The following is a 26,793-nucleotide window of genomic DNA, read 5'->3' as shown; positions in this document are numbered from 1 at the left end:
CGCCCGCCCTGCCGGAGTCCGGCCCGTCGTGGACCCGCTCCCGCCCGAAAGGATCGAAAACCGGAGACACCGCCCGAACGCCATGCCAGAACAGGAACCCCTGATGCGGCTCATCCGCCCGTATATCGCCTTTGCCGACGTGGAGGCGGACATCCGCGCCGTGTTCGACTCCGGCATGTTCACCCGGGGCGCCAACGTGGCAGCTTTTGCCGGGGACCTGGCCCGCTACACCGGGGCCGGTCACGCCTTTCCCACCACATCGGCAACAACCGCCCTTTCCTTGACCCTGGCCGTGCTGAAAATCGGGCCGGGGGACGAGGTGGCGGTTTCGGACTATTCCTTCCCGGCCACGGCCAACGTGGTCGAGACCGCCGGGGCGCGGCCCGTGTTCTGCGACGTGGACCCGGACACCTGGAACATGGACCCGGATTGCCTGGTGAAGCGGCTGGGGCCGAAGACGCGGGCCGTCATCTTCGTGGACGGGCTGGGCAACCCCACCGGCCTGCACCGGGTGCGGGACCTCTGCCGGGAGCGCGGCCTGCCGCTCATCGAGGACGCGGCCTGCGCCCTGGGCAGCGCCGAACAGGGCGAGCGGTGCGGCCGGGTGGCCGACCTGACCTGCTTCAGCTTCCACCCGCGCAAGCTCCTGACCACGGGCGAGGGCGGGGCCGTGACCACGGACGATCCGGCCCTGGCCGAGCGGCTGGGGCTGCTCCTGAACCACGGCGGCGAGACCGTGGACGGCCGCCCGGACTTCACCGCGCCCGGCTTCAACTACCGCATGAGCGAGATCCAGGCCCTCATGGGCCGGGCCCAGCTGCCCCGGCTCGACGCCATCATAGGGCGGCGGCGGGCTCTGCTCGACCGCTGCGCCGAGGCCTTCGCGCCCCTGGGCCTGCGCGCCCAGGCCGTGGGGCCGGACGTGGTCCACAACGTCCAGTCCATGGCCTTCGCCGTGCCGCAGGGCATGGACCGGGACGGGCTCATCCGCCACCTGGCCGGGCGCGGCGTGGAGAGCACCATCGGCACCTACTGCCTGAGCGGGACCAAATTCTACCGGGAAAAATACCGGGACGTGCAGCCCAATGCCGAGAGGCTCCAGGCAACGACCATCACCCTGCCCTGCCACGACGAGGTGGACGCGGACCGGCTCATCGCCGCCGTGACCTCGTTCGCGGGCCGAGGCCGGGGAACCAAGGAAGAAAGATCATGATGATGGACACGGATATCGACGACGCCACCGCGCGCGGCGTGGCCCGCTGCCTGCGTGCGTTCGCGGACCAGCTCGGCCCGCGCGACAAGGCCCTGTTCGAGCGGGTCTACACCCCGCCCCTGTCCCGCTACGGCGACCGGCTTCAGGCCATCGGCTTCACCGGCATGGACCGGGTCCTGGACGCCTGCTGCGGCTTCGGCCAGTGGACCCTGCGCCTGGCCGGGCTGAACCGCCGGGTGGACGGCTGCGACATCGCCCAGGTCCGCGCGGACATCGTCAACGCCCTGGCCCGGGACCTGGGCGCGGACAACGTCGAGGCCGTGCGGTCGCGGCTCGAAACCCTGCCCTATGAGGACGACACCTTTGACGGCGTGTTCTGCTACGTGTCCCTGCCGTGCACCCCGTGGAAGGAGAGCCTGGCCGAGATATACCGGGTGCTCAAGCCCGGCGGGCGCGTCTACTTCACGGCCAACGGCCTGGGCTACTTCATCCAGCAGTGGATGGAGGAGCCGCACAAGACCGTGCACCGCTCGCCCCGCTTCTTCACCGCCCTGACCCTGCAGAACACCCTGGAATACGAAAAGAGCGGCAAGAGTCCGGACATGGGCCAGATCGTCATCGAGCGCGACGAGATGCGCGCCCACCTCGAGGCCCTGGGCTTCACGGTCGCGGCCATGGAGGACGAGGGGCGCATCGACCTGTCCGGGGGCGCGCACCCGCCGGTCAGCTTCTTTCCCGGCCAGTACCACGGCCTGACCTGCTGCTACGAGGTCGTGGCCGTCAAATAGGCCCGAACAGGAATCACAGATGAGCCAACGCATCCTCATCGGCACGGCGGAGATCGCCCGGTCCACCTACAACCTGACCCTGGGCTTCCGGGAGCTGGGCTACGAGGTGGACAGCCTGGTCTACCACAAGTCCCGCCTGTACGCGGACCTGGACTACACCCTGTCCGAGGTGGACTTCCTGGAGGAGACCACCTACCCGGTCAACGAGGCCGGCGAGGTGGAGGCCTGCCCGCCGCCCTCCTTTTACGAGTTCGTGGAACCCTACGACATCATCGTCTGCGTGTCCGGCACCTCCCTGCTCCCCCGAATGACCGACCTGCCCATCCTCAAGGGGCTGGGCAAGACCGTGCTCGCCCGGCACTGCGGCACCGAGGTGCGGGACTACGAGCTGGCCAAAATCTTCTGGACCGACTACGGGCGGTTCTATCCCTACTACCAGGGGGACGTGGACACCCCGAAGATCGAGTGCGCCACCGAGGCGGACCTGCTCTCCCTGAGCCGCTACCATCCGGCCCTGGCCAACAAGATGCACAACGTGCGCACCTCGGAGCGGTTCGCCGACGCGGTCTTCAGCGGCCCGCCCAGCCACACCCTGGGGCTGCGCCCCTATTTCCAGTCCGGCCCGCTCATCGACGTCTCGCACATCCGGTGCAGGATTCCCGGCCGCGAGGTCCCGGTCATCCTGCACGCCCCGTCCAGCGCCCTGTACAAGCAGACCGACGCCATCGTGGCCATGCTCGACGAGCTGGCCGGAGAGGGACTGCGCTTCGAACTGCGCATCCTCCAGGAGGTGCCCAACCATGAGGTCTGCCGGGCCATCACCGAGGCGGACATCGTCATCGACGAGCTGTCCTGCGGCTCGGGGCTGTTCGCCTTCGAGGGCATGGCCGGGGGGTGCGCCGTGCTCGGCGGCCACGACGGGGTGTCCTCGCCCCTGCCGCGCAACCGGCCGGTGCTGAACATCGACAAGGACAACTTCAAGAACGCGGTGCGCAAGGTGGTCCGGGACGTGCGCTTCCGCACGGACCTGGCCGAGATGGGCCGGGCCTACATCGACGCGGGCTACTCCGCGCCCCCGGCCATCGCCCAGTACATGCTCGACGCCGTGGACCGCGACCGGCAGGGGCGCTGCGACCTCTACCCCACCCTGTTCACGGACCGGGGGACCATCCCCGAGGGCGAGCCCATGCCCGGCTATCTGCGCAAGCGCAACCTGGAGATCCTGCTGCGCCACGGCGCGCACCCGGACACGGACCTGCGCCGCCTGCTGGCCGCCGGGCTTTTGCCCGCCGACGCCGGGGAGCGACTCGGCCAGGTGCCGCGCTGGGACGTGTCCCGTCTGAAGGAGGAGGGTCCGTGGGTGCTCATGCCCGAGGACGCCGACTTCGGTTCCCCGCGCAAGGTCCCGGTGGTGGACTGACGGCCCGCACGCGAAACGCCCGCCGACCGGCGCGGCGCGTCTTCCGGCCCGCAAAAATTCCGAAAAGCGGCTAGATGCCGAGCACTTCGCGCAGGGTGACGAAGCCGTCCTGGATCTCGGGAATGCTCGCCACGGCCCGTTCGAGCCAGGTGCCCACGCCCGGCCCCGGATGGCGCAGGGGCGCGACGTCCTCCTCGGTCAACTCCGGCAGGGGCGGCAGTCCGGCCATGGTCGCGCGGAACCAGGCCGGGTCCGGCGTGTTCAGGCAGACGTGGACCGGGTGGATGTCGAGAATCTTCAGGCCGGGTTCGGTCAGGCCGGGCGGATCGAAGACCGCCGGGTCGAGACCGTGGTGCAGGTGCAGGTTGTCGCTCCACCAGGTGGCCCCGCGCTTGAGCCCCAGGTGTTCGGCCAGCCCCAGGTGCGCCTGCCCCGGCATGATCTGGGAGCAGTCGTAGCGCAGGCCGTGGCGCAGGAGCACGGGCCGCAGGCCCACGTGCCAGAAATAGCGGTGGGAGCGCGTGCCCACGGCGTCCGGGTAGAGCGCCTTGAGCCCCGAGACCACGGCCTCGGGGTCCGCGCCCTGGGTGGAGCCGGGCAGGAAATTCGGGTGCAGGGCCGTCTCGATCCGGCCCGACCCCCTGAAATCATAGGGCCCGGTGCAGAAGAACGTGGCCTTGGCCCCGGCCCGGTCCAGGATGTCCAGGCAGCGATCGACCATGAACCGCGGGGCCCAGTCCGTGTCGAAGGTCAGGACCGCCAGGGGTCCGGCGGTCGCCCGCTCGGCGGGGGTGCTCATCGCCCCTCCCGCCACTGCCGGGCCTTGAGGCAGAGGGCCTTGGAGTGCTCCAGCAGGGCCTCGAACCGCGCGGAGCCGTGCAGCCCCACCTGGCGGTGGTCGTGGGTCCGGGCCGAGTACAGGGTCTTGGCCACGTGGCTGAAGCGCGCCCCGTTCATGGCGAAGCGCAGGTAGCACTCGTGGTCGTCGGCCATGGCCGTCTCGTCGTAGTACCCGAAGCGCTCGTGCAGGGAGCGGCGGTACAGGGTGGCCACCCCGCACAGGTACCAGTCGCAGAAGCATTTTTCGAAATCATAGTCCGGCAGCCGGAACTCGCGCAGGATGCGCATGGCGTCGTCCACGATGAACAGGTCCGCGTAGGTGAAGTCCGCCTCGTCGGCATCGAGCGGCCCGGCCAGGGTGGAGAACATCTGCGGATGGCAGATGTCGTCCGAGACCACGAAGGCGCAGTACTCGCCCGTGGCCGCCCGGAACCCCCGGTTGTAGGTCGCCGTGGAGCCCCTGTTCTCGGGGTTCTGCATGTACACGACCTTGCGGCCGCGCTCGTACCGCCTGTGCTCGCGGCGCAGGATCGCGTCGTTCGCCTCGTCGTAGCGCACGGCGTGGGAGGTCACGGCCCGGTCCAGGTTGTCCACCCAGTCGCGGATGATCGCGCCCGACCCGTCCGTGGAGCAGTCGTCCACGATGATCATCTCCAGGTCCGGGTAGTCCTGGAAATAGACCGAGTCCAGGCAGGCCTCGATGTACGGGGCATGGTTGTAGCTGGGGATGATAACCGAGATGCGCTTCATGAAATCCGCCTTTCCGCCCGTCTTCCTGTTCATCTTCCTGCGCCGGGATCAGCCCCGGCAAAAATGTTCGACCACGGCCTCGACCATGCGTTCGGCCGCCCGCCCGTCGCCGTAGGGGCGCGCGTCGCCGGGCAGGGTCCGCTCCCCCCGGAGCACGGCCGCGAGCCAGCCGGTCATGGCCGCGTTGTCCGTCCCGGCCAGGGTGTTGGCCCCGAGGTCCACGGTCTCGGTCCACTCGGTCTCCTCGCGCAGGGTCAGGCACGGCCTGCCCAGGAAGAAGGCCTCCTTCTGCATGCCGCCGCTGTCCGTGACCACGCCCAGGGCCTCGGCCTGAAGCCGGACCATGGCCAGGTACGGCAGGGGAGGCTCGGCGCGCACCCCCTCGGGCACGGCCAGCCCCAGGGACTCCATGGCCCGCCGGGTGCGCGGGTGCAGGACCAGGACCACGGGGGCGGTCCGGGCCATGGCCCCCAGGCCGGACAGGATGGCCTTGAGCCGCTCGCCGTCGTCGGTGTTGGCCGCGCGGTGCACCGTGGCCAGGAGATAGCCGCCCGGCGTCAGCCCGGCCAGGGGCGGCGCGGCGCGCAGGGCCTGCTCCCGGTGGTGCAGCAGGGAATCGTACATGACATCCCCGGCCAGGACCACGCCCCGGATCAGGGACTCGCGGCGCAGGTTGTCCACGGCGGCCCGCGTGGGGCAGAGGAGCAGGTTCGAGAGATGGTCGGTCAGGACGCGGTTCAGCTCCTCGGGCATGGCCTTGTCGAAGCTGCGCAGCCCGGCCTCCACGTGGACCACCGGCACGCCCAGCTTGGCCGCGGCCAGCCCCCCGGCCAGGGTGGAGTTGGTGTCGCCGTAGACCACCACCGCGTCCGGGCGGCGGGCGGCGAGGATGCGCTCCAGCCCCTCGAGCATGCGCGCGGTCTGGGTCCCGTGGGACCCGGAGCCCACGCCGAGGTTCACGTCGGGCTCGGCAATGCCCAGCTCGTCGAAAAAGGTCTGGCTCATGGCGTGGTCGTAGTGCTGACCCGTGTGCACCAGGTACTCGGCGATGGCCGGACCCCGGCCCGCCGCGTTGTGCGCGGCGAACGCCCTGGACAGGGCCGCCGCCTTGATGAACTGGGGCCGGGCCCCCACCACGGTCGTGAGTCGGATCGTCTCCATGAAGCCCGCCTACGCCCCCACGCCCCGGACCGCGTCCTTGAGGGCGTCGCAGATGACGTCCAGGGTCGGCGGCGTCACGTAGGGCGACATGGGCAGGGAGAAGACCTCGTTCGAGGCCGCCTCGGCCGCCGGGAAGTCGCCCGCCGAGTAGCCCAGGCCCGCGAAGGCGGTCTGGAGGTGCAGGGGACAGGGATAGTAGACCGCCGTGGGCACGCCCGCCTCCCTGAGCGCGGCCTGGATCGCCTCGCGCGCCGCGTGGCGAACGGTGTACTGGGCCCAGGCGCAGGTCCGGTCCGGGGGCACCGTGGGCAGGGTCAGGTCCGGCACGTCGCCGAGCCGCTCCGCGTAGCCGTCGGCCACGGCCCGGCGCTCGTCCAGTTCGTCCGGGAACACGGCCAGCTTGGCCAGGAGCACGGCGGCCTGGAGGGTGTCCAGCCGGGCGTTGAGCCCGGTGCGCACGTTGTCGTACTTGTGCCCGCCCTTGCCGTGCACGCGCAGGGAGCGGCAGGTCTCGGCCAGGGTCGCGTCGTCGGTGAAGACCGCCCCGCCGTCACCGAAGCAGCCCAGGGGCTTGGCCGGGAAAAAGCTGGTCGCCGCCGCCCTGGCGCAGGTCACGGCCCGCCTGCCGCCATACTCGGCCCCGAAGCTCTGGGCCGCGTCGGCCAGCACGGCCAGCCCGTGCTTGGCGGCCACGGCGTGGATCTCGTCGTAGTCGGCGGGCAGGCCGAACAGGTCCACCGGGATGACCATGGCCGGGCGCAGGGGCGCGCCGTCGAGCGCCGCCGAGGGCAGGGGGTGGGCCGAGGGGTCGCGCCCGACCAGGGCGGCCACGGCCTGGTCCAGCCGGTCCGGGTCCAGGTTGAAGGTCGCGGGGTCGATGTCCACGAAGATCGGGGTCGCCCCGAGCAGGGTGATGACCTCGGCCGTGGCGATGAAGGTGAACGGGGAGGTGAAGACCGCGTCGCCGGGTCCGATGCCCTGGGCCATGAGGGCCATGAGCAGGGCGTCGGTGCCGGACGAGCAGGTCACGCAGTGGCCGGACCCGGCGAACCGGGCCAGCCCCTCCTCCAGTTCGGCCACCTCCGGACCCATGATGAACCTGCCGTGGGCCAGGACCGCGTCCATGCGCGCCCGCACGTCGCCCTCGATGCGGGCGTACTGCGCCTTGAGATCGATGAAGGGTATCATGGCCGCCTCCGTTCCGGGTCACGCCTCGGGGGTTTCGGGAAAGTCGTACTGCCTGCCGCACTCGGGGCAGCGGTTGTCCTTGAGCTTCACGCCGCATTCGCAGACCCACCCGGCGAAGCGGGCCGGGTTGCCCCGGACCAGGGCGTGGGCCGGGACCGGCCTGGTGACCACCGAGCCCGCGCCCACCAGGGCGTAGGGACCGATGTCGTTGCCGCAGACGATGACGCAGTTGGCCCCCAGCGTGGCCCCCCTGCCCACGCGGGTGGGCCGGGCCTGGCTCATGCGGCTGATGTTGGCGCGCGGGTTGAAGACGTTGGTGAAGACCATGGACGGGCCGCAGAAGACGTTCTCCTCCAGGGTCACGCCCGAGTAGACCGAGACGTTGTTCTGGATCTTGCAGCCGTCGCCGATGGTCACCCTGGGCCCCACGCTGGCGTTCTGGCCGATGTTGACCTTCCGGCCGACGACCGAGCCGGGCATGATGTGCGAGAAGTGCCAGACACGGGTGCCCGCGCCCAGCGTCACGCCGTCGTCCACCACGGCGGTCTCGTGCACGAAGGGTTCGCCCTCCTCGGGCGCGTCGCCGCCGGTCTTCGGCCCCATGGAGACCATGCTGCCGTGGCGGTCCAGGGAGCGCTGGCTGGCGTTCAGGACCTTGAGCACGCGCAACCCCTCCTGGCCGTCGGTGTTCGGGGTCAGGCCGTGCTCCAGACACTCCAGGAAGTGCTCGCACTCGAGCTTGAGGGGCTCGGCGTCGGACAGCTTGACCGGGAAGCCGTTGGCCTTGTTCGGGATGGGTGTGTTGTTCTCCCAGCGCACCTCGTGGGGATAGAGGACCAGCTTCTCGGGCCACGGCTTGGTGTCGTCGAACACGGCCATCTTCTTCTCGCCGACCACGACCAGCTTCTGTTCCTTGAAGGGGTGCAGCCAGGAGACGAAGATGTGCGCCTTGAGCCCCGAGGGAAATTCCAGGTGGGTGGTGGTCACGTCCGCGATGTGCTCGTGCAGGTAGTTGGCCCCCACGGCCATGACCGACTCGGGCTCCTCGCCCGCTAAAGACAGGATCATGGAGATGTCGTGGGGCGCGAACGACCACAGGATGTTCTCCTCGCGGCGGATCTTGCCCAGGTTCAGGCGGTGGGAGCAGATGTAGTTGATCCGGCCCAGGTCGCCCGCCGCGGCCAGGACCTTGATGGCCAGGAAGGCCGGGTGGTATTGCAGCAGGTGGCCGACCATGAGCACCAGCCCCCGGCTCTCGGCCAGGAGGATCAGCTCCCGGGCGTGGTCCTCGTTCAGGACCAGCGGCTTCTCCACGTAGACGTGCTTGCCCGCCAGCAGCGCGGCCTTGGCCTGCTTGAAGTGCATCTCGGCCGGGGTGGCGATGACCACGCCGTCGATGTCGTCGCGGGCCAGGCCGTCGGCCAGGTCCGTGCAGGTGTCCACCCCCGGATACTGTTTGCGGAACGCGGCCAGGGTGGCCTCGTTGTTGTCGCAGATGCAGGCGAGCGCGCCCAGGGCATGGAAATTGCGGATGAGGTTCTTTCCCCAGTAACCGGCGCCGACGACCAGGACCTTCTGTGAATTTGACATCTGACTCCCCACTTCAGCGTGTGGCTGCATGCTTGCCCGACGGGCAAAATTTTCCTGTGTTCCCGATGGATTGGGCACTCCGTTTCGTCAGGAAACCGAGACGGCGGCAATCGATTGTTCACCGAGTAACCGATTCCCGGCGAAATCTGCAACACTCATGCCAGGGAAAAAACCGCCGTGTCGGCGAAGCGCACCCTTGTGCGGGGAAGGCCCAGGGCCGCATAGGCCGGGGCCAGCTCGTTGGCCTGGCCGAACAGCTCGCCCTGGTAGCGGCGCGGCGCGGTCAGGGAGACCGGTCCGCGGCCCAGTTCGGCCACTTTTCGGCGGATGATCGACAGAAGCGCCAGGGAGCGGGCCGTCTGACCCAGGGCCGGGTGCCACGGCCCGGCCAGGACCGCGTCCGTGAGGGTCCCCTCCGGGGCCAGCCCCAGGCGGATGACGCGCACGCCGTGCCCCCACAGGACCGGCAGGGCGCGGGCCAGCTCGTCCCTGGCCCGGTCCACGGCCCAGGGGACGTACTCCCCGCGCCGCCACGCCCGGGCCAGGTCCGTGCCCTCGATGACCAGGCAGGGATAGAGCCGGGCGGTCTCGGGATGGAGCGCGGCGGCTTCGCGCACGTCCGCCTGAAAGAGCCCCTCGCGGTCGCCGGGCAGGCCGGGCAGGAGCTGCACGCCCAGCGCCAGCCCGCTCTCGACCACCCGCGCGCACCCCCGCCGGGCGGCCCCCCCGCCGTAGCCGCGTCCGGAGGCGGCCAGGGCCGCGTCGTCAAAGGACTGGATGCCCAGCTCCACCAGGTCCAGGCCGAGCGCCCGGCAGCGGTCCAGGACGGCCGGTTCCGTGCGGTCGGGCCGGGTGGAGCAGCGCACGCGGGTGACCAGGCCGCGCTCTCGGAACCGGGCGGCCAGGGCCAGGAAGGCCTCGGGCCACGGCGCGGGCAGGGCCGTGAAGGTCCCGCCGTAGAAGGCCAGCTCGTAGGGGCCGCGCCCACCGGCCAGGGCCGCGTCCAGGTCGCGCTCGAGGTCGGCCAGGATCGGGGCCAGCACGGCGCGGTCCCGGCCGGTCTGGCGGTCCTGGGCGCAGAACAGGCAGCGGTGCGGACAACCCGCGAAGGGCAGGAACACGGGCCATATGCGGGTCGGCGCGGGCGCGGGTTCGGGGTGGGCGAAGACGAGGGGCTCGGGCATGGCCGCACGGTACACCACAACCGCCCGGCAGGCCACCGCTTCCCCGCGCGGCCCGCCGGGAAACGGTTGCCCGCGAACCCGCTTTGGCGTATCACGAGCCCATGAAAATCGGCCTCCTGCAACTCAATCCCATCGTCGGCGACCTGGACGGCAACGCGGCCAAGATTCTGGACGCGGCCCGCCGGGCGAGCGCATTGGGCGCGGACCTCTGCGTCACCTCGGAGATGGCCCTGACCGGCTACCCGCCGCGCGACCTGCTGCTCTACGGAAGCTTCGTGGACCGCGCCCGGCAGCGGGCCGAGGACCTGGCCCGCGAGCTTGCGGACGGCCCGCCCCTGCTGCTCGGCGCGGTGGAGCGCAACCTGTCGGGCCAGGGCAAGCCGGTCTTCAACTGCGCCCTGTTCTGCAAGGGCGGCGAGATCGTCCGCTCCGTGCGCAAGACCCTGCTGCCCACCTACGACGTGTTCGACGAGGCGCGCTATTTCGAGCCCGCCCCGCCCGGCGACCCCGAGGCCAACATCCTGCGCCTGGACGGCGCGACCGTGGCCGTGACCGTCTGCGAGGACGCCTGGAACGACAAGGACTACTGGGACGCCCGGACCTATGCGCGGGACCCGCTCGAAGAGGCCGCCGCCTTCCGCCCGGACGTCATCGTCAACCTCTCGGCCTCGCCGCTCTTCCTGGGCAAGCAGGTCCTGCGCGAGGACATGCTCGGGGCCGTGGCCCGCAAGTACGGGACGCCCATGGTCTACGCCAACCAGACGGGCGGCAACGACGACCTGGTCTTCGACGGCCGGTCCTGCGCCTTCGCTCCCGACGGCGCGCTCATGGCCAGGGCGCGGGGGTTCGAGGAGGACGTCCTCCTGGTGGACACGGACGCCCCCTCGGCCAACACCATCGCCGAGGACGACTTCTGCCGCGAGGCCGAGACCTGGCGCGCCCTGGTCACGGGCACCCGCGACTACGTGCGCAAGAGCGGCTTCGCCACGGCCCTGGTGGGCCTGTCCGGGGGCATCGACTCGGCCGTGACCGCCGCGGTGGCCGCCGAGGCGCTCGGCGCGGACAACGTCACCTGCGTGCTCATGCCCTCGCCCTACTCCAGCCGGGGGTCCATCGACGACTCCCTGGAGCTGGCCGAAAATCTCGGGGTCAAAACCCTGACCCTGCCCATCGAGCCGATCATGGCCGAGTTCGAGCGCACCCTGGCCGGGCCCTTCGCCGGGTACGGGCCGGACACCACCGAGGAGAACATCCAGTCGCGCATCCGGGGCAACCTGCTCATGGCCCTGTCCAACAAGTACGGCGCCCTGCTCCTGACCACGGGCAACAAGTCCGAGCTGGCCGTGGGCTACTGCACCATCTACGGGGACATGTCCGGCGGGTTCGCGGTCATCTCGGACGTGGACAAGACCGGGGTCTTCGCCCTGGCCAAATGGTACAACGCGCACGTCGGGCCGAACATCCCCGGGGCGATCATCACCAAGCCGCCGTCCGCCGAGCTCAGGCCGGATCAGAAGGACCAGGACTCCCTGCCCGAGTACGCGGTCCTGGACGCCATCCTGGCCCTGCACGTGGAGCACCAGCGCTCCCGGCGCGAGATCATCGAGGCGGGCTATGACGAGGCGGTGGTGAACAAGGTCCTCAACCTGGTGCGCGCGGCCGAGTTCAAGCGCCGCCAGGCCGCGCCCGGCATCAAGCTCACCCCGCGCTCCTTCGGCACGGGCTGGCGCATGCCCCTGGCCTGCCGCCGGGACCTCTAGACGGACTGCGCGGCCACGCGCAGCAGGGCGAGAAATTCCCCGGCCATGGCCAGGACCTCGCGGTAGTACAGGCGCAGCCCCTTGCGCCGGTCGTGCTCGTCCCCCTCGAAGACCAGCTTGACGAAATCCCAGTTGCTGAACCCCGGCCGCCGCTCCACCAGGTAGGTCACGTTGTTGCCGTCCAGCTGGTTCAGGACGGCCATGCCCTTGGCGGTCATGGCCGGGGTGTCGTCGGCCAGCAGGGTCCGGGCCGCCTCGCCCACGCTGGTCCACAGCTGTATCTCCCGGCGCAGCCAGCGGCCCGCCTCCCGACGGTCCACGCGCGGCGGCTCGGGCCGGAACAGGTCCTTCAGGTTCGGCACCCGGCCCGAAAGCGCCGGTTCCGCGTCGTACTCGATGCCCCGCCCGTACAGGATGCTCGCCTTGGACGTGTTCACGCAGGCCACGCCGGACACGCGGATCTCCTCGGCCAGCCACAGGGCCGCGTCCAGGAAGTTGAGTGTGGTGAAGAGCGGCTCGCCGAAGGGCGTGGCCACCGGGCAGAGCTGGGGGTGCTCGTTGATCAGGGGCCGGTCCGCGTTTCCGGGCGCGTCCTTGACCGTGCCCCGGGCGTAGCTCAGCCCCCACGGGTTGTCCGAGGCAAGCTGCGCCCCGACCAGCACGCAGCGCCCGCAGCCCAGGTGGCGGGCCAGGGAAAAGGCCGTGGAGATGACCGAGCCGTGGAGCCGGAGGTTGTCCCGCTCCCCGAAGATCTGCGGCAGGTACGAGCCGAACAGATACTTCTGCCGGAAGCGGTCCCCGCCCAGGTCGGACAGGCAGTGGGCCACCAGGATGGACTCGGGCAGCCTGGGGATGTGCCGGAAGACCAGCCCGGAGTCCACGGAGGTGTCGTTGATGACCACGAAGTGCGGCCGGATGCCCGCCTCGGCCAGGGGCTTGACCGCGTTGTTCACGCAGATGATCGCCGCGCGCTCGCGGTTGCGCCCGATCCAGTCGAGCTTGTCGGCCAGGTCCGGCCCGGCGGCCACCAGGATGGCGTCCGCCCCGCGCAGCCGATTGCGCAGCCCGTTGATGGACGGCGCGGTCAGGTACTCGGGCACGTTCTCGAAGGCGTGGACCTGCTGGTCGTAGAGCAGCCCCCGGTGGATGTTGCGCAGGGGCCGGGAACGGGTCAGGGCCTGGCCGGACAGCCCGTAGATGGCGTGGCGGTAGTGCAGGGTCTCCAGGTAGGAGACCACCTGGTCCGCCCAGCCGGGATACAGCCCGCGCACGCGGTCGGTGACGAAAAAGGCCGGGGTGCCCAGGCGGAACATGTCGCCGGGCAGCAGGTCCTGGAGGGGCGGGTTGAAGGAGCGCGGATCGCCGGTGAAGCAGAACAGGTTGGGCCGGTTCAGCCCGGCCAGCTTGAACCGTTCCAGGAAATGGACGAGCACCCGCTCGTCCGGCTCGAACAGGACCACCACCGTGGACCGTGAGGCCAGGGCCGCGCGCAGCTCCGGGGTGTCGGCCAGGCCGAGCAGGACCACCAGCCGGGTGCGGCGCAGCGCCGCGTCCATGGTCGTGTCCGGCGCGAAGGTGGCGTAGGCGGCCAGGGAGGCGTCCTCGAAGGGATGACGGAAGGCCGGGTTTTCGAAGCGGCACAGCTGGGTGTGCGCGGAAAAGCGGTGCGGGCCGGGGTCGGCCTCCCCGTCGCCCGCAGGGGGCACGGGCTCCCCGCGGCACAGGATGCCCAGCTCCACCAGGGCGGCTATCTTGCTGTTCTCCATACTTCCCCTCGGGCCGGTCATGGCTCCACCACTGTGCAACTTGGCCCCGGCACCCGTTTTTGTCAAGGTAACCGGGCCCCTCCGCACACCGTGCACAGCCAAGGCTTTTTTCTTGCCGGGTTTCATAGTATACGGTCCGGGCAAGGCGCGACATCCAGGGAGGACCCATGCAAGGACGGCAGAACAAATCGACGGAATGGACCAGGAACATCCTCCTGATCCTGGCGGCGGCGGCCGTCATCTACGTCTTCTTCAGCCTTGACCTGGTGCGCAAGGGCGAGTCCGTGTTCACCAACACCGCCTCCAAGAAGCTCAAGTTCTCCGGGGACCTCGGCCGGAAGGCCTACACCGAACGGGAGATCGAGCGCATCCTGAACTACCTCCGGGCGCGCAACGACCTCTTCGCGGAGGTCAAGGTGGACGCCTCGCCCCAGGACAGCTACGGCGCGGTCACGCCGGACACGGACATCGTCTACGAGCTCCACGTGGTCCTGGCCGACGGGTTCGCCTTCTCCACCCCGGCCCGGCGCATCCCCCGGCGCGACCTGGTGGTCTCCCTGCTGAACAAGCTGGACAAGGACCTGCGCGCCTACCAGCAACTGAAGAAGGAGGGGCGCAACCCCTCGTCCATGATCAACACCATGTGATCCGGGGGGGCGCGAACGACATGAACAAGACCTTCGACGCCATCGTCTGCGGCGGCTCCCTGGCGGGCAGCGCCGCGGCCGTGACCCTGGCCCGGCAGAACCGCTCCGTGCTCGTCCTGGACAAGGCCGAATTTCCGCGCTCCAAGCTCTGCGGCGGGCTGCTCACCTGGAAGTCCGTGCAGCTCCTGGGCCTGCTCTTCGGCGAGACGCCCGAGACCATGGCCGAGCACGGCATCATCCGCTACGTCTCGGACAGATACAGTATCCGCACCTTCACCTCGACCCTGGCCGAGGGCACGGTCTCCTACCCCTTCCACCTGACCGACCGGGCCGAGCTGGACAACCGGCTGCTCTACCACGTGCGCCGGGCCGGGGCCCTGGTCCGCGAGGGCGAGGAGGTGGCCGCTTGCGACCCGGCGTCCGGCGAGGTGGTCCTCAAGGACGGCCGGACCGCGCGGGGCCGGTACATCATCGGCGCGGACGGGGCCCACTCCACGGTGCGCGCCGGCTTCCCCGAGGTGAACCTGCGGGCCATGCGCCGCTTCACGGCCGCGACCATCGAGGTCAAGATTCCGGCGGCCGACATCCCCGAAACCGTGGACCGGCCCATCCTCTACGTGGGCTTCGTGGACGCGGGCTACGGCTGGGTCTTCCCCAACGGGGAAAACGTGCTCATCGGCATCTGCGGCCTGCGCCGCGAGGACACCCACTTCGCCAAGCTGTTCCGATCCTTCCTCGACGTGCTCGGCGTGGACCCGGCCGTGCTCACCTGCCAGCGCGGCCATCCCCTGCCCTACGGCAGCTTCCTGCACGACCCGGTGCACGCCAACGCCCTGCTCGCCGGGGACGCGGGCGGCTACGTGGAGCCGCTCTTCGGCGAGGGCATCTTCTACGCCCTGTGCACCGGCATGTACGCGGGCCGCGCCGTGGCCCACGCCCTGGAACACGACACCGAACCCGGGCCCGAGTACCTGCGCCTGCTGCACCGCACCATCCTGCCCGAGCTCAACGGCTCCAACACCCTGCGCTGGTTCCTGTTCCGGGCCATGAAGCTGTTCGGCCCCGGGGCCATCCGCCGGTTCGTCAGGTTCGGCGCGGGCCCGCTCGGCGACATGGTTCACGGCAAGCGCTCCTACCACTGGCTGCGGAAAAAGGACTGGCACTTCCCCGAGCCCGGCGCCTGAACCCGCCCCCCGGCTTGAATCATCGCGCCGGGTCATCTATAAGGGGAGTCGGCGCGACCGCGCCGGACGACCTTGCAAGGGAGCAGCCATGGCCGCAAAGATCCTGATCATCGACGACGAAGAGTCCATCCGCCTCTCCCTGCGCGGCATCCTCGAGGACGAGGGCTTGTCCGTGGTCGAGGCCGAGTCCGGCGAGGAGGGACTCGAGCTGCTCGGCACCGACATCCCGGACCTGATCTTCCTGGACATCTGGCTGCCCGGCATGGACGGCCTCGAGGCCCTCGAAATCCTGTCCCGCGACTACGAGGGGCTGCCCGTGATCATGATCTCGGGCCACGGGACCATCGAGACGGCGGTCAAGGCCCTCAAGAAGGGGGCCTTCGACTTCATCGAAAAGCCGCTGTCCCTGGAAAAAGTCGTGGTCTCGGCCCGCAACGGCCTGGAATTTTCCCGCCTGCGCCAGGAGAACCTGGCCCTCAAGACGCGCATCTCCTCGGAGCAGCCCGTGACCCTGACCGGCGTGTCCAAGGCCATCGGCGACCTGCGCGAGGTCATCGGCCGGGTCGCCCCCACCGAGTCCTGGGTGCTCATCACCGGCGAGAACGGCACGGGCAAGGAGATCGTGGCCCGGTCCATCCACAACCAGTCCACGCGCGCCGACCGCCCCCTGGTGGCCGTGAACTGCGCGGCCATCCCCGAGGAACTCATCGAATCCGAGCTGTTCGGCCACGAAAAGGGGGCCTTCACCGGCGCGGAAAAGGCCCAGGAGGGCAAATTCGAGCTGGCCGACGGCTCCACCCTGTTCCTGGACGAGATCGGGGACATGTCCCTCAAGACCCAGGCCAAGATCCTGCGCATCCTCCAGGAGCAGGCCTTCGAGCACGTGGGCGGGCGCAAGACCATCAAGGTGGACGTGCGCGTCATCGCCGCCACCAACAAGGACCTGGCCAGGGAGATCGAGGCGGGCAACTTCCGCGAGGACCTCTACTACCGGCTCAAGGTCTTCCCCCTGGAGCTGCCGCCCCTGCGCGACCGCGTTGAGGACATCCCCCTGCTGATCAACGACTTCATGGACACCCTGGTCCGCCAGCACGGGTTCAAGCCCATCGTCTTCTCGCCCGAGGCCCTCAGCGTGCTCACGCGCTACCCCTGGCCCGGCAACGTGCGCGAGCTCAAGAATTTCGTGGAGCGCATGTTCATCATGTTCGCCGGCGACACCGTCACCGCCGACCGCCTGCCGCCCGAGTTCAAGCCCGCGCCGCGCGCCGCCGAACCGGGTGCGGGCCACGCCGCCGAGGCCGCGCCCCTGGACGACCTCATCAACCAGGGCCCGGCCGACCTCAAGCAGGCCCGCGCCGACTTCGAGGCCCGCTTCCTCGAAGCCAAGCTGCGCGAATTCGACGGCAACATCTCCCAACTGGCCAAGGCCATCGGCCTGGAACGCAGCTCCCTGTACCGCAAACTCAAGGCCTACAACATCCAGACGGATTAGCGCCGCCTCCGGCGGCCAGGGGGGAAGGGGAGAGAGCGGGGACCCTTTGGAAAGGGTCCCCGCTCTCTCCCCTTCCCCCCTGGACCCCCCAACCCCTCTCTCACCCCCCGAAACTTTTTGATGCCGCTTCGCGAGGGGTGGGGGGTGGCCAACTACGTGCTTTTTTAGCGGTTATTTTGGGATGAATTGTGTTGAGCAAAGAAAAAGTAAATAGGAAGGTACCTTTTCATCTTGACAGCCGGGTTTGCGGTTGTATATTCCGGAAGAAAAGGAAGGTACCTTTGCAAATAGGTGCCGCAAGCATACAACCACAAGGAGTAACACTATGTTTGGTTGGAATAACGATTCATACGACGGCTGGGGATTCGGACGCGGCAACGGCGGCCGGGGTCGGCGCGGGTGCGCCGGGGCCGGATGCGGCAACGGCCGGGGGTTCGGCAACGGCTCCGGCAGAGGACGCGGACGGTCCGGCAAGGGACGCGGCCAGGGCAATGGGTTCGGCGGCGGCCAGGGTCAGGGCTATGGCTTCGGCAACGCTGCCGGACAGGGCTCTGGTCGAGGTTTCGGCCAGGGTCAGGGTTTCGGGCAGGGCCGGTTCGCCGACCAGGTCCCGGCCGGTGAACGGCTGGGGCGCGGGCCGTGCGGCCTGGGGCTGAACCGGTTCCGGCCGGGCCGGGGCGGCGCGTTCCAGGCGGCCGTGAGCGGTGCGCCCGCCGACAACTTCGGACCGGACGCCGGGGTCTGCCCGCTGTGCGAGCAGCACTGCCCCCTGAGCGCCCCCGCCTGCCCCAGGGGCCGGGCCTACGCCGCCAGGATGGGCCTGGCATGAGTCCGGCCCAACCCGCAACCAACGCCGAGCTGGCCGGGCTCTTCCGCCTGGCCTCCCGGCTCATGGCCCGCGCCGGGCACCGCCGCGACCTCGCGCACCACGCCCAGCACCAGGTCCTGTCCATCCTCCTCGAAAACGGCCCCATGCCCCAGGGCGAGCTGCTCGAAATCCTCGACGTGCGTTCCTCGTCCCTGAGCGAGCTGCTGCGCAAGCTCGAGGACCGGGGGCTCATCCTCCGGGAGCGCAACGAGGAGGACCGGCGCAGCTTCATCATCTCCCCCACGGACCAGGCCCGCGCCCTGGACACGGACGGCAACGGAACGGACGCGGACAACCAGTTCGACTGCCTGGACCAGGCCGAGCGCGACCAGCTGCGCACCATCCTGGGCAAGCTCGTCAACTCCCTGCGCGAGGACCCCGCCGCCTGTGGGCCCGGCAACGGACGCGGCTTCGGACCGGGCCGGGGCGGACGCGGCGGTCCCGGCGGACCCGGCAAGGGATTCGGTAAGGGCCGAGGCCGGGGCAACGGCTTCGGACGTGGCCGGGGAGGACGGTAGCCCATGCCCGAACACCGCTACCGCATCACCGTGGAACCCCTGTCCGACGAGGCCCCGCCACTGGCCTTCGAAACCGCCTGCCATGACGACCTTGCGGTCGTCATGGGCAGGATCGAAGCGCGCACCGGCCTGCCCCCGGACCGGGCCCGCGCCCTCGGCCTCGGTCTCAAGCTCTTCGGCGAAGCCCTGCTGCGCATGCGCGAGACGCCGCCCTTCGACGACCTGGCCCCCCACTTCGGCCGGTTCATGCAGGCCCTGAAAAAGCACCCCGCATAACCGCCTGTCCCGGCCTCCGCGTCCGGTTCCGTCCAACTTTTCCCGACCCCCTATTTACAGAGGGGGCCATGATGGTCATACTTTCTGGAGGAGACGCAACCGAGACGAGGACACCGACATGAGCTGGGACCCGGATATATACGAAGCATGGTTCGACACCCCCGAAGGGCGCTACGCCCTGGACAGGGAGGTGCTCCTGCTCCAGGAGGTCCTGGCGGGCTGGCCCCGGCGCAAGCGCAAGATCCTCGAAATCGGCTGCGGCACCGGCCTGTTTCTGGAGACCCTCTACCAGATGGGGTTGGACGTCACCGGCATGGACCGCTCGCCCGAGATGATCGCCGCCGCGCGCAAGCGGTTCGGCAACCGGGCCCAGCTGCACCTGGGCCACGGCGAGAACATGCCCTTCTCGGACAACGAGTTCGACTACGCCCTGCTCTGGTCCGTGCTCGAGTTCGCCGACAACCCCGAGGCCATGCTGGCCGAGGCCGCGCGCGTGGCCGAAAAGGGGCTGCTCGTCGGCTTCCTGAACAAGAACTCCCTCTACTATTACATGAATATACGCGGCACGGACTCCTCCATGGCCGGGGCGCACTGGTTCACCTGGTGCGAGATGCAGGACCTCGTCCGCAAGGCCACGGGCTTCGCGCCCACCCTGGCCCGCTCGGTCCTGGCCGGACCCATGAAGACCTGGAAGCCCACCGGCCTGGCCAACCAGCTCAACGCCCACCTCCTGCCCCCGGCCCTGGGCGCGTTCGTGGCCGTGCGCGTGGACTTCGCCAACATGAAGCCGCTGACCCCGCTCTTCGCCTGGAAACGCGAACCCGAAATGGGCTAGGCGACATGGCCGGGTCCCGCTTCAACCTGTCCATCGTCATCCCGGTCTGGAACGGCTGGAACCTGACCGAAGCCTGCCTGCGCTCCCTGGCCGCACACACCCCCGGCGATCGCTTCCAGGTGGTCCTGGCCGACAACGGCTCCACGGACCAGACCCCCACCGCAGCCCCGGCCCTGGGCCAAGCCCTGTTCCCCGGCCGGTTCGTCCACCACCGCCTGCCCGAAAACCTCGGCTTCGCCAAGGGGTGCAACGCGGGCGCGCACGCCTCCTCGGCCGCGCACCTCCTCTTCCTGAACAACGACACCACCGTGACCGAAAACTGGCTGCCGCCGCTCCTCGACGCCCTGCGCGCCGACCCGCGCCTGGCGGGCGTCACCCCCCTGCTCCTCTTCCCGGACGACCGCACCGTGCGCGCCGACCGCGTCCAGCACCTGGGCATCGCCTGCGCCGGAGACATGGATTTCCGCCACCTCTACGAATACTTCCCGCGCACCCACCCGGCCGTGGCCAGACGCCGCAGGCTCAACGTCGTCACCGCCGCCGCCCTGCTCCTGCCCGCTCCGCTCTTCCACGCCCACGGCGGCTTCTTCGAGGGCTTCGTCAACGGCATGGAGGACGTGGACCTGTGCCTGCGCATCGCCCGGCGCGGCGGCCACTTCTCCGTCATCCCCGAAAGCGTGGTCCGCCACCACACCCACGGCACCCAGGGCCGCTTCGACCACGAGTCCGCCAACCTCTCCCTCCTGCGCACCCGCTGCCGCGACGCCGCCGAAGACCTTCCCGACCTCGTCCTGGCCGACGGCTTCGAACCCGGCTTCACCCCCTGGCTCGACCTCATGGTCCGCCTCCCCCGACCCCGCACCGCCGAACTCGACGCCCGCCACCGCGACGCCGACGAGCCCGCCCTGCGCGACCTCATCGAGGCCGAACCCCTCTGGGACACCGGCTACCACGCCCTGGTCCGGCTCCTCGAAAACCAGAACCGCACGCAGGAAGCCGCGTCCGTGGCCTACCTCCGCTCCCTGCTCTGCCCCGGCCTCGACGCCTTCCGCGACTGCGAACGCATCCTGCGCCGAACCAACACCCTCCCCCTCGCCGACCACTACGCCCGGCTCCTGGAACACGCCCGCCGCCGCATGGCCGACCCCGCCGCCCTGGCCCGCAAGGCCCGCGCCCTGAGCCGGGACGCGCACCCCGCCGTGCGCCGAGCCCTGACGGCATTTCTGGACGGGACGGCGGAATAAGGGAAGACGGGGCTCCGCCCCGGCCCCCGCTGGGGCGCTGCCCCAGACCCCGCCAGAGAACCTTTTGAAAAAGGTCCTCTGGACTCTCCAAAACTTTTTGGGTGCCTTCGGCATGGGCGTGCGAATGCGGGATGTCGTGCGGGTGGGGAGGAGGCGAAAGGGCGGAGATTGTTGACGGAGGGCTTGGCTGTGCGCGGCAGGGCGGTGTCCCGAAGGGTTCGCACCGGGCGGCCACGGGCCCCGGAGGGCCGCCCGGCGCGAACCCTTCGGGACGGTTGCCCAACGCCGCAGGCAAGGTCGGGCGAAACCCGCCCAAACGCCACAGCGGCGTTTTCGAACCGAGGGAAAAAGGAGATGATTCGAGACTGCCCGCCCCGCGAAGCGGCAATAAAAAGTTTGGGAAAAGAGGGGGATGGGGGTCCGGGGGAAGGGGGAGAAAGAACCCTTTTCAAAGGGTTTTTCTCCCCCTTCCCCCGGCCGCCGGAGGCACTCTTCTTACAAAACCTGTTTGATCGCCAGATCGAGGCCGCTGTTTTCCATGGCGAGGGTATCGCCGAGGACGCAGATGTGGCCGTTTCGGGCATTGGTGCGCACGGCTTCGGCCATGGCGCGGAAGTCCGATTCCGAGGCGCCCAGGGCCTGTTCGCGCACGGTTTGCAGGTAGGCCTCGTCCTGGTTGGTCAGGTGCCGGGCCAGGGCGGTGAACCCCTTGGCGTCGGGCAGCTGGTAGGCGTCGATCTCGCCGATGGCCCCGATGATGGACTTTTCCAGCTCGTCGGCGTCGATGTGCACGGTGTCGAGGTAGGCGGCGAGGTCGTCGAAGGCCCGGATGGTCTCGGCCACGTTGGGGTCGCGGTAGGAGACGAAGGAGATGGCCCCGGCCAGCCGGTCGAGGATGCAGAACGCGCCGTAGGCTCCGCCCTGGACGCGGACCTTTTCCCAGAGATAGCCGGTGCGGATGAGCTTGTTGACCACCTGGGCCGCGCCGGTCAGGGTGATGCCGTGTTCGGCCAGGCCGCACCCCTTGCCCACGTAGTTGACCTGGGCCGGGATGGCGAGGCCTTCGCGGTCGGGCAGGTCCGGCAGGACGCGCGCGGCCGGGGCCGGGTCGCCCGTGGGCAGGGCGTCGATGACCGAGGCCATTGCGGGTTCGGTCCGGGCGAAGAGGTCGGCGTCCATGGTGGCGTTGAGGACCAGGGTGGACCGGTTGAGCAGGAGTTTGCGGAACTGTTCCAGGTCCTTGGCGACCTTGCGGAAGTCCTCTTCGACGCGCTTTTCCAGGTCGCGCAGGAAGAGCAGGTTGGTCAGGCCGGTCATGGCCTCGTCCATGGCGTGGGCCCGGTGGGTCCGGGCGCGCAGCCGGGTGGCCACGATCATGTGGCCCGAGGGCACGAGGCGCTGTTCGGCGCGGGCACGGGCCTCGGCCACGATGCGGCCGATGCGCTCCTTGTTGTCGAGCTTGGCCGAGGTCAGGATTTCGGTGACGATCTCCAGGGTGGGCGCGACCTTGTCGCCCGTGGCCTTGGTGCGCAGGAAGAGCCGGGCCGCGGCGTCCTGGGAGTCGCGCACGGGCGAGGCGAAGGGCTGGGCCCACATGCCGCCCGAGGTCCGGGCGATGCGCTGGGACAGGTCGATGTAGTCGCGCTTGGTGGTGCCGGACTCGGTCAGGGCGCGGCCGAAGACCCCGGCGTAGGGCAGCAGCTCGTCCGGGATGACCGACAGGTCGAAGCCGAAGTCCAGGTAGGCGATGCCGTTGGTGGGCAGGTCGTGGAAGAGCAGTTCCCGACCGGACAGGGTGCGCAGTTCCGTGGGAATGGGCCGGTTCTCGGCGGGCAGGTCGGCCACGGACAGGCGCGGGATGGTCTTGAGGGCCTCGGGCGCGTCGGGCGCGGCCTGGAGGCGCTTGAGCTCGGCCGCGTCGTCGATGACCGCCTGGATTTCGGCCGGGGTCATCCCCTCCTTGGCCGCCTTGAGCCGGTCGGACTCGGCCTTGGCCTGAGTCCGGGCCAGCTTGTGGTCCGGCTCCAGGAGCACGGTGGTCCGGTGCGGGTTGTGCAGGAAGAGCCGGGCCAGCAGCTCCTCGAAGATCTTGTCCCCGTTTTCGATCCACCCCTTGATGTTGGCCAGCGGCTGCTCGAAGGGCAGCAGGGCCAGGGGATCGCCCTCCGCGTCCTCGTCGTCGTAGAGCCAGGTGGACAGGGCCTGGAACATGAGCGACAGGCCGCGCGGGTAGGAGCCGGTGTTGTTCTCGCGCAGGGAGAACTCCACGGAGTTGACCGCGGCCTCGATGTCGCGGGCGTCGATGCCGTTCTCCACCAGGTCCTTGATGGTGTGGAAGATGATCGACTCCACCTTGATGGCGTTGGACGGGTGCATGCCCTTGAGGCCCACGGAGAAGAACATCTGGCGCATGTCGGCTTCGAGGCCCACGCCCGCCAGGTCGTCGCCCAGGCCGGAGTCGGTCAACGCCTTCTTCAGCGGCGAGCTGGGCAGGCCGATGAGGATGTGTTCCAGGATGTGCAGGGCCAGGTTCAGGTTGGCGTCGGCGGTCTCGGCCAGCAGCCAGTTGACCGTGAACATGCCCTTGGCCAGCCGGTCGGAGGCCGGGTAGCCCTTGCGCACGGTCCGGGCCTCGGCGAAGCGCGGCTGGAGCGGCACGCGGGTCCGGGCCACATCGATGGCCTCGTATTGCGAGAAGACCTTGTCCAGGATCTCCAAGCGCTTTTCCGGGTCGTCGTCGCCGTAGAAGAAGGCGTAGCCGTTGGACGGGTGGTAGTGGTCGCGGTGGAAGGCCATGAACCGGTCGAAGGTCAGGTCCGGGATGACCGCCGGGTCGCCGCCCGAATCCAGGCCGTAGGTGGTCTCCGGGAACAGGGAGTGCTGGGCGTGCTCGTAGAGCAGGGAGTCGGGCGAGGAGTACGCGCCCTTCATCTCGTTGAAGACCACGCCCTTGAAGGTCATGTCGTGGTCCGGGGACTCCAGCTCGTAGTGCCAGCCCTCCTGCTTAAGGGTGTTCTCGGTCAGCCGGGGATAAAAAACCGCGTCCAGGTAGACGTCGATGAGGTTGTAGAAGTCCTGCACATTGGCCGAGGCCACGGGATAGCAGGTCTTGTCCGGGAAGGTCAGGGCGTTGAGGAAGGTCTGCAGCGACCCCTTGAGCAGCTCCACGAACGGCTCCTTGACCGGGTACTTGTCCGAGCCGCAGAGCACCGAGTGCTCCAGGATGTGGGCCACGCCCGTGGAGTCCTCGGGCGGGGTGCGGAACGAGATGCCGAAGACCTTGTTCTCGTCGTCGTTGATCATGGACAGCAGGCGCGCCCCGGTCTTGTCGTGGCGGTAGACCACGGCCGTGGTGGCCAGCTCCGCGATTTCCATTTCCCGTATCTTGGTGAAGCCGAAAGTCATAAACGCTCTCTTTCTTGTTGGTATGGGTGCATCCGCCGGGCAAGCGCAATGGCCGCCCCTCGGGAAGCACCGGTATACACCACCACGCCCCGCTGGGCAAAGTGGAGAAAACCGCAAAAAACACTTGACGCCGGGCAGGGCCGCCCTTAGTGTCTTGAAAACGGTAATCATTCCTACAAAATTATCAACATCCGCAAAACAAAGGATAATAATATGAGCAACGAATTTGATAGCAACGATACCCTGCCCGATTTCGCCAAAGTGGGCCAGCCCGTACCCGAATTTACCCTGGACGCCTTCGATCCCACCGAGGGCGGGTTCGTCAATGTCGACCTGGGGGCGCTCCGCAAGGAGGGCAAGTGGGTCATCCTGTTCTTCTACCCGGCGGACTTCACCTTTGTCTGCCCCACCGAGCTGGCCGATTTGGCCACGCGGTACGAGGACCTGAAAAAGCTCGGGGCCGAGGTCGTCTCCGTGTCCACGGACACCCAGTATTCGCACATGGCCTGGAAGACCTCCGAACGGCTGCTGGAAAACGTCAGGTTCAAGATGGGCGCGGACCCGACCGGCGAGGTCTCCCGGTTCTTCGACGTCTGGGACTACGACACCGGCCTGGCCCTGCGCGGCACCTTCATCATCAACCCCGAGGGCGTGCTCGTCTCCTCCGAGATCAACTTCTACAACGTGGGCCGCAATGCCGACGAGCTGGTCCGCAAGGTGGAGGCCAACACCTACCTCATCCAGCATCCCGCCGAGGTCTGCCCCGCCAAGTGGACCCCCGGCCAGAAGACCCTGACCCCCACCGACCAGATGGTCGGCAAGGTCTACGAAGCCCTCATCGACGTCGATTAACGGCAGCGATCTCACACTCTCGCTGACCTGTTGCATAACCCCGCCCCCGCCGGATGGTCCGGCGGGGGCGCTGTTGTTGTTGCGGCCGCCACCCGGCCGGCTTATGTACGGCTCACCCGCAACCGCAACCACGGAGCCGACATGGACATCCTCCTGGCCACCGAAATCTGGGGGCGCACCCCCCATGTGGACGAACTGGCCGACCGGCTCCGGCCCCACGCCCGCCGCATCGCCGTGGCCGACCCCTACGACGGCCGCGACCCGCACTTCCCGGACGAGGACACGGCCTACGCCGCCTACCTCGACCGTGGCGGCCTCGAACCCTACGCCCGCCGGGTCCTCGACCTGGTGAACACGGCCGCCCGCCCGACCCTGCTGGTCGGCTTCAGCGCCGGGGCCGGGGCCGCCTGGGCCGCCGTCTGCACCCGGGGCACCCCCCTGCTCCACGCCTGCTGCTTCTACGGCTCGGCCATCCGGACCATGACCCACATGACCCCCCGCGCGCCCGTGGACCTGATCTTCCCGAACGCCGAACCCCACTTCGACGTCGCCGCCCTGGCCGCCACCCTGGCCGCCAACCCCCTGGTCACCTGCCACCGGGCCGAGGCGGGCCACGGCTTCATGAACCCCCTGTCCGCAAACCACGACCAACCCGCCCGCCGCCACTGGACCGACTGGCTCGTCCGCCTGGCCATCGACCTGCAAACCGACAGGGCCTGAGCCCCTGCCGCGCGGCGACAGGTGATGCCTCCGGCGGCCGGGGCGCTGCCCCGGACCCCGCCAAAGAACCCTTTGGAAAGGGTTCTCTGGACGCTCCCAAACTTTTTATGTGCCTTCGGCAGGGACGGGCGGGCGTGGGGAGACGTGCGGGGTGAGGGTGGCGGGACTCCTTTCAAAGAGCGGAATCCGCGCTGACAAGCACCGCTGCGCGGCATCCCGCCACGGTTCCGAAACGTCGCCATTCTGTCCGTCCTTTCAACCATTACAGGTTGTTGCGCCTTGGCGTCTCACGGCGGCCCTCAACGCCCTCCAGTCCGGGGAGTCACGGTTTTGCCCAAAGTGATGACTGTGTTGTCCGGAAAAACAAGCATGTATATGTATTCAATTTTAGGCAGGTTGCCGCAACGCCGGAGCGGCCCCGAACATCCATATTTGCCATTCAGGGGATGCGTACATCATGAATCCGGAATCCGAAGACAGAGAATTCTACACATACGACAAGCGTCATCGTTTCGCGGCGATGTATCCGCTGCTTGTCCGGCAGATGTTCGAAGACTACGGGGCAGGCCGGAAAAACGTACTGGATGTCGGCACCGGCAATGGCGCCCTGCTTATCGAGCTGAGCAAAATCACGGACATGGAATTGACGGGTCTGGACCTCAGGGAACAGGTGCTCGACCGCGTGCGGGAGAACATGCGGTCCCACGGCGTCGAGCCGCAACGCATCTCGCTCATTCAAGGCGATGTGGCCGACATGCCGCTGCCGGACGAATCCTTTGACCTGATCATCAGCCGGGGGTCGATCCCGTTTTGGGACGACATGGCGGCCGCCTTTTCCGAGATGTACCGGGTACTGGCTCCGGGCGGCTGCTTTTTCGTGGGCTGCGGTTTCAGCCGATACCAGCCGTTGGAAGAAGTCAGGGGCATGCGCCCGAAATGGGCGGGCAAGGGAAGCGACGACCCGCGAAACAACTGGAAAAAGGGGACCCGCATCCCTGACGCCCTGGAAAAGGCCGGTATCGGGAACTATCGCCTTGTCAGGGATGACTACGGCGTCTGGGTCGAGGTCTTCAAAAACGCGGCCTGAACCGG

Annotated in this window: 23 protein-coding genes; 15 read left to right on the top strand and 8 right to left on the bottom strand. The window is 68.9% G+C overall.

The annotated features are described in order from the left end of the window. Positions 1–103: 103 nt before the first annotated feature. From DND132_RS12250 to DND132_RS12240, 3 genes are read left to right on the top strand one after another with little or no spacing between them, the layout of a single operon-like run. Positions 104–1,213 (top strand): DegT/DnrJ/EryC1/StrS family aminotransferase, encoded by a 1,110-nt coding sequence (locus tag DND132_RS12250; protein WP_202945499.1) that lies wholly within the window; start codon positions 104–106, stop codon positions 1,211–1,213. Beyond that, positions 1,210–2,001 (top strand): class I SAM-dependent methyltransferase, encoded by a 792-nt coding sequence (locus DND132_RS12245; protein WP_014323062.1) that lies wholly within the window; start codon positions 1,210–1,212, stop codon positions 1,999–2,001. The genes DND132_RS12250 and DND132_RS12245 overlap by 4 nt, the downstream gene beginning before the upstream one ends. A gap of 19 nt (positions 2,002–2,020) precedes the next feature. After that, on the top strand, positions 2,021–3,421 hold the full coding sequence (locus DND132_RS12240; protein WP_014323061.1) for a glycosyltransferase family protein: 1,401 nt from the start codon (positions 2,021–2,023) through the stop codon (positions 3,419–3,421). 70 nt (positions 3,422–3,491) lie between these two features. On the opposite strand, the gene DND132_RS12235 is transcribed toward DND132_RS12240, so the two are convergent. The 6 genes from DND132_RS12235 to DND132_RS12210 all read right to left on the bottom strand — a co-directional run bounded on the left by DND132_RS12235 (position 3,492) and on the right by DND132_RS12210 (position 10,134). Beyond that, complete coding sequence (locus DND132_RS12235) at positions 3,492–4,220, bottom strand: polysaccharide deacetylase WbmS family protein (protein WP_014323060.1); 729 nt, start codon at positions 4,218–4,220, stop codon at positions 3,492–3,494. Beyond that, on the bottom strand, positions 4,217–5,011 hold the full coding sequence (locus tag DND132_RS12230) for a glycosyltransferase (protein ID WP_014323059.1): 795 nt from the start codon (positions 5,009–5,011) through the stop codon (positions 4,217–4,219). The genes DND132_RS12235 and DND132_RS12230 overlap by 4 nt, the downstream gene beginning before the upstream one ends. A gap of 48 nt (positions 5,012–5,059) precedes the next feature. Next, positions 5,060–6,172 (bottom strand): non-hydrolyzing UDP-N-acetylglucosamine 2-epimerase, encoded by a 1,113-nt coding sequence (gene wecB, locus DND132_RS12225; RefSeq protein WP_014323058.1) that lies wholly within the window; start codon positions 6,170–6,172, stop codon positions 5,060–5,062. A 9-nt stretch (positions 6,173–6,181) separates the two neighbouring features. After that, on the bottom strand, positions 6,182–7,360 hold the full coding sequence (locus tag DND132_RS12220) for a DegT/DnrJ/EryC1/StrS family aminotransferase (RefSeq protein WP_014323057.1): 1,179 nt from the start codon (positions 7,358–7,360) through the stop codon (positions 6,182–6,184). A gap of 18 nt (positions 7,361–7,378) precedes the next feature. Then, a complete protein-coding gene (locus tag DND132_RS12215; RefSeq protein WP_014323056.1) occupies positions 7,379–8,950 on the bottom strand; it encodes a Gfo/Idh/MocA family oxidoreductase in 1,572 nt (523 codons plus the stop codon). A 155-nt stretch (positions 8,951–9,105) separates the two neighbouring features. After that, a complete protein-coding gene (locus tag DND132_RS12210; protein ID WP_014323055.1) occupies positions 9,106–10,134 on the bottom strand; it encodes a radical SAM protein in 1,029 nt (342 codons plus the stop codon). Between the two features lie 101 nt (positions 10,135–10,235). Between DND132_RS12210 and DND132_RS12205 the strand changes: the two genes are divergently transcribed. Beyond that, positions 10,236–11,894: an NAD+ synthase gene (locus DND132_RS12205; protein WP_014323054.1), complete on the top strand. Its 1,659-nt coding sequence runs from the start codon at positions 10,236–10,238 to the stop codon at positions 11,892–11,894. Here the strand turns inward: DND132_RS12205 and DND132_RS12200 are convergent. Further along, positions 11,891–13,660 (bottom strand): 6-hydroxymethylpterin diphosphokinase MptE-like protein, encoded by a 1,770-nt coding sequence (locus tag DND132_RS12200; protein WP_014323053.1) that lies wholly within the window; start codon positions 13,658–13,660, stop codon positions 11,891–11,893. The two genes, DND132_RS12205 and DND132_RS12200, sit on opposite strands and share 4 nt — an antisense overlap. 167 nt (positions 13,661–13,827) lie before the next feature. On the opposite strand from DND132_RS12200, the gene DND132_RS12195 reads away from it, so the two are divergent. The 8 genes from DND132_RS12195 (at position 13,828) to DND132_RS12160 (ending at position 20,724) form a co-directional block, all read left to right on the top strand. After that, complete coding sequence (locus DND132_RS12195; protein ID WP_014323052.1) at positions 13,828–14,307, top strand: hypothetical protein; 480 nt, start codon at positions 13,828–13,830, stop codon at positions 14,305–14,307. Between the two features lie 20 nt (positions 14,308–14,327). Further along, positions 14,328–15,491, top strand: coding sequence for an NAD(P)/FAD-dependent oxidoreductase (locus DND132_RS12190; RefSeq protein WP_014323051.1), 1,164 nt, complete (start codon positions 14,328–14,330; stop codon positions 15,489–15,491). Positions 15,492–15,579: 88 nt separating this feature from the next. Continuing rightward, positions 15,580–16,983: a sigma-54-dependent transcriptional regulator gene (locus DND132_RS12185; protein ID WP_014323050.1), complete on the top strand. Its 1,404-nt coding sequence runs from the start codon at positions 15,580–15,582 to the stop codon at positions 16,981–16,983. 325 nt (positions 16,984–17,308) lie between these two features. Next, positions 17,309–17,812 (top strand): hypothetical protein, encoded by a 504-nt coding sequence (locus DND132_RS17730; RefSeq protein WP_014323049.1) that lies wholly within the window; start codon positions 17,309–17,311, stop codon positions 17,810–17,812. After that, positions 17,809–18,369, top strand: a complete 561-nt coding sequence (locus DND132_RS12175) for a MarR family winged helix-turn-helix transcriptional regulator (RefSeq protein ID WP_014323048.1) — start codon at positions 17,809–17,811, stop codon at positions 18,367–18,369. Before DND132_RS17730 ends, DND132_RS12175 begins: the two co-directional genes overlap by 4 nt. Before the next feature lie 3 nt (positions 18,370–18,372). Beyond that, positions 18,373–18,645: a DUF3861 domain-containing protein gene (locus DND132_RS12170; protein ID WP_014323047.1), complete on the top strand. Its 273-nt coding sequence runs from the start codon at positions 18,373–18,375 to the stop codon at positions 18,643–18,645. 118 nt (positions 18,646–18,763) lie between these two features. Beyond that, positions 18,764–19,480 (top strand): class I SAM-dependent methyltransferase, encoded by a 717-nt coding sequence (locus DND132_RS12165; RefSeq protein WP_014323046.1) that lies wholly within the window; start codon positions 18,764–18,766, stop codon positions 19,478–19,480. Positions 19,481–19,485: 5 nt separating this feature from the next. Next, a complete protein-coding gene (locus tag DND132_RS12160; RefSeq protein WP_014323045.1) occupies positions 19,486–20,724 on the top strand; it encodes a glycosyltransferase in 1,239 nt (412 codons plus the stop codon). Between the two features lie 495 nt (positions 20,725–21,219). Here DND132_RS12160 and DND132_RS12155 read toward each other — a convergent pair whose 3' ends face one another. After that, positions 21,220–24,129 carry an insulinase family protein gene (locus DND132_RS12155; RefSeq protein WP_014323044.1) on the bottom strand — a complete coding sequence of 970 codons (2,910 nt, stop codon included), beginning with the start codon at positions 24,127–24,129 and terminating at the stop codon, positions 21,220–21,222. Positions 24,130–24,342: 213 nt separating this feature from the next. On the opposite strand from DND132_RS12155, the gene DND132_RS12150 reads away from it, so the two are divergent. The 3 genes from DND132_RS12150 to DND132_RS12140 all read left to right on the top strand — a co-directional run bounded on the left by DND132_RS12150 (position 24,343) and on the right by DND132_RS12140 (position 26,788). Then, positions 24,343–24,981 (top strand): peroxiredoxin, encoded by a 639-nt coding sequence (locus DND132_RS12150; RefSeq protein ID WP_014323043.1) that lies wholly within the window; start codon positions 24,343–24,345, stop codon positions 24,979–24,981. 141 nt (positions 24,982–25,122) lie between these two features. Continuing rightward, complete coding sequence (locus DND132_RS12145) at positions 25,123–25,701, top strand: dienelactone hydrolase family protein (RefSeq protein ID WP_014323042.1); 579 nt, start codon at positions 25,123–25,125, stop codon at positions 25,699–25,701. A 457-nt stretch (positions 25,702–26,158) separates the two neighbouring features. Further along, on the top strand, positions 26,159–26,788 hold the full coding sequence (locus DND132_RS12140; RefSeq protein ID WP_014323041.1) for a class I SAM-dependent methyltransferase: 630 nt from the start codon (positions 26,159–26,161) through the stop codon (positions 26,786–26,788). The last annotated feature ends 5 nt before the right edge of the window (positions 26,789–26,793 follow it).

Source organism: Pseudodesulfovibrio mercurii (assembly GCF_000189295.2).
In the GTDB taxonomy this organism is placed as follows: Bacteria; Desulfobacterota; Desulfovibrionia; order Desulfovibrionales; family Desulfovibrionaceae; genus Pseudodesulfovibrio; species Pseudodesulfovibrio mercurii.
Note: the sequence above shows the minus strand (reverse complement) of the source record. Positions and strands in the feature narration are given on the sequence as shown.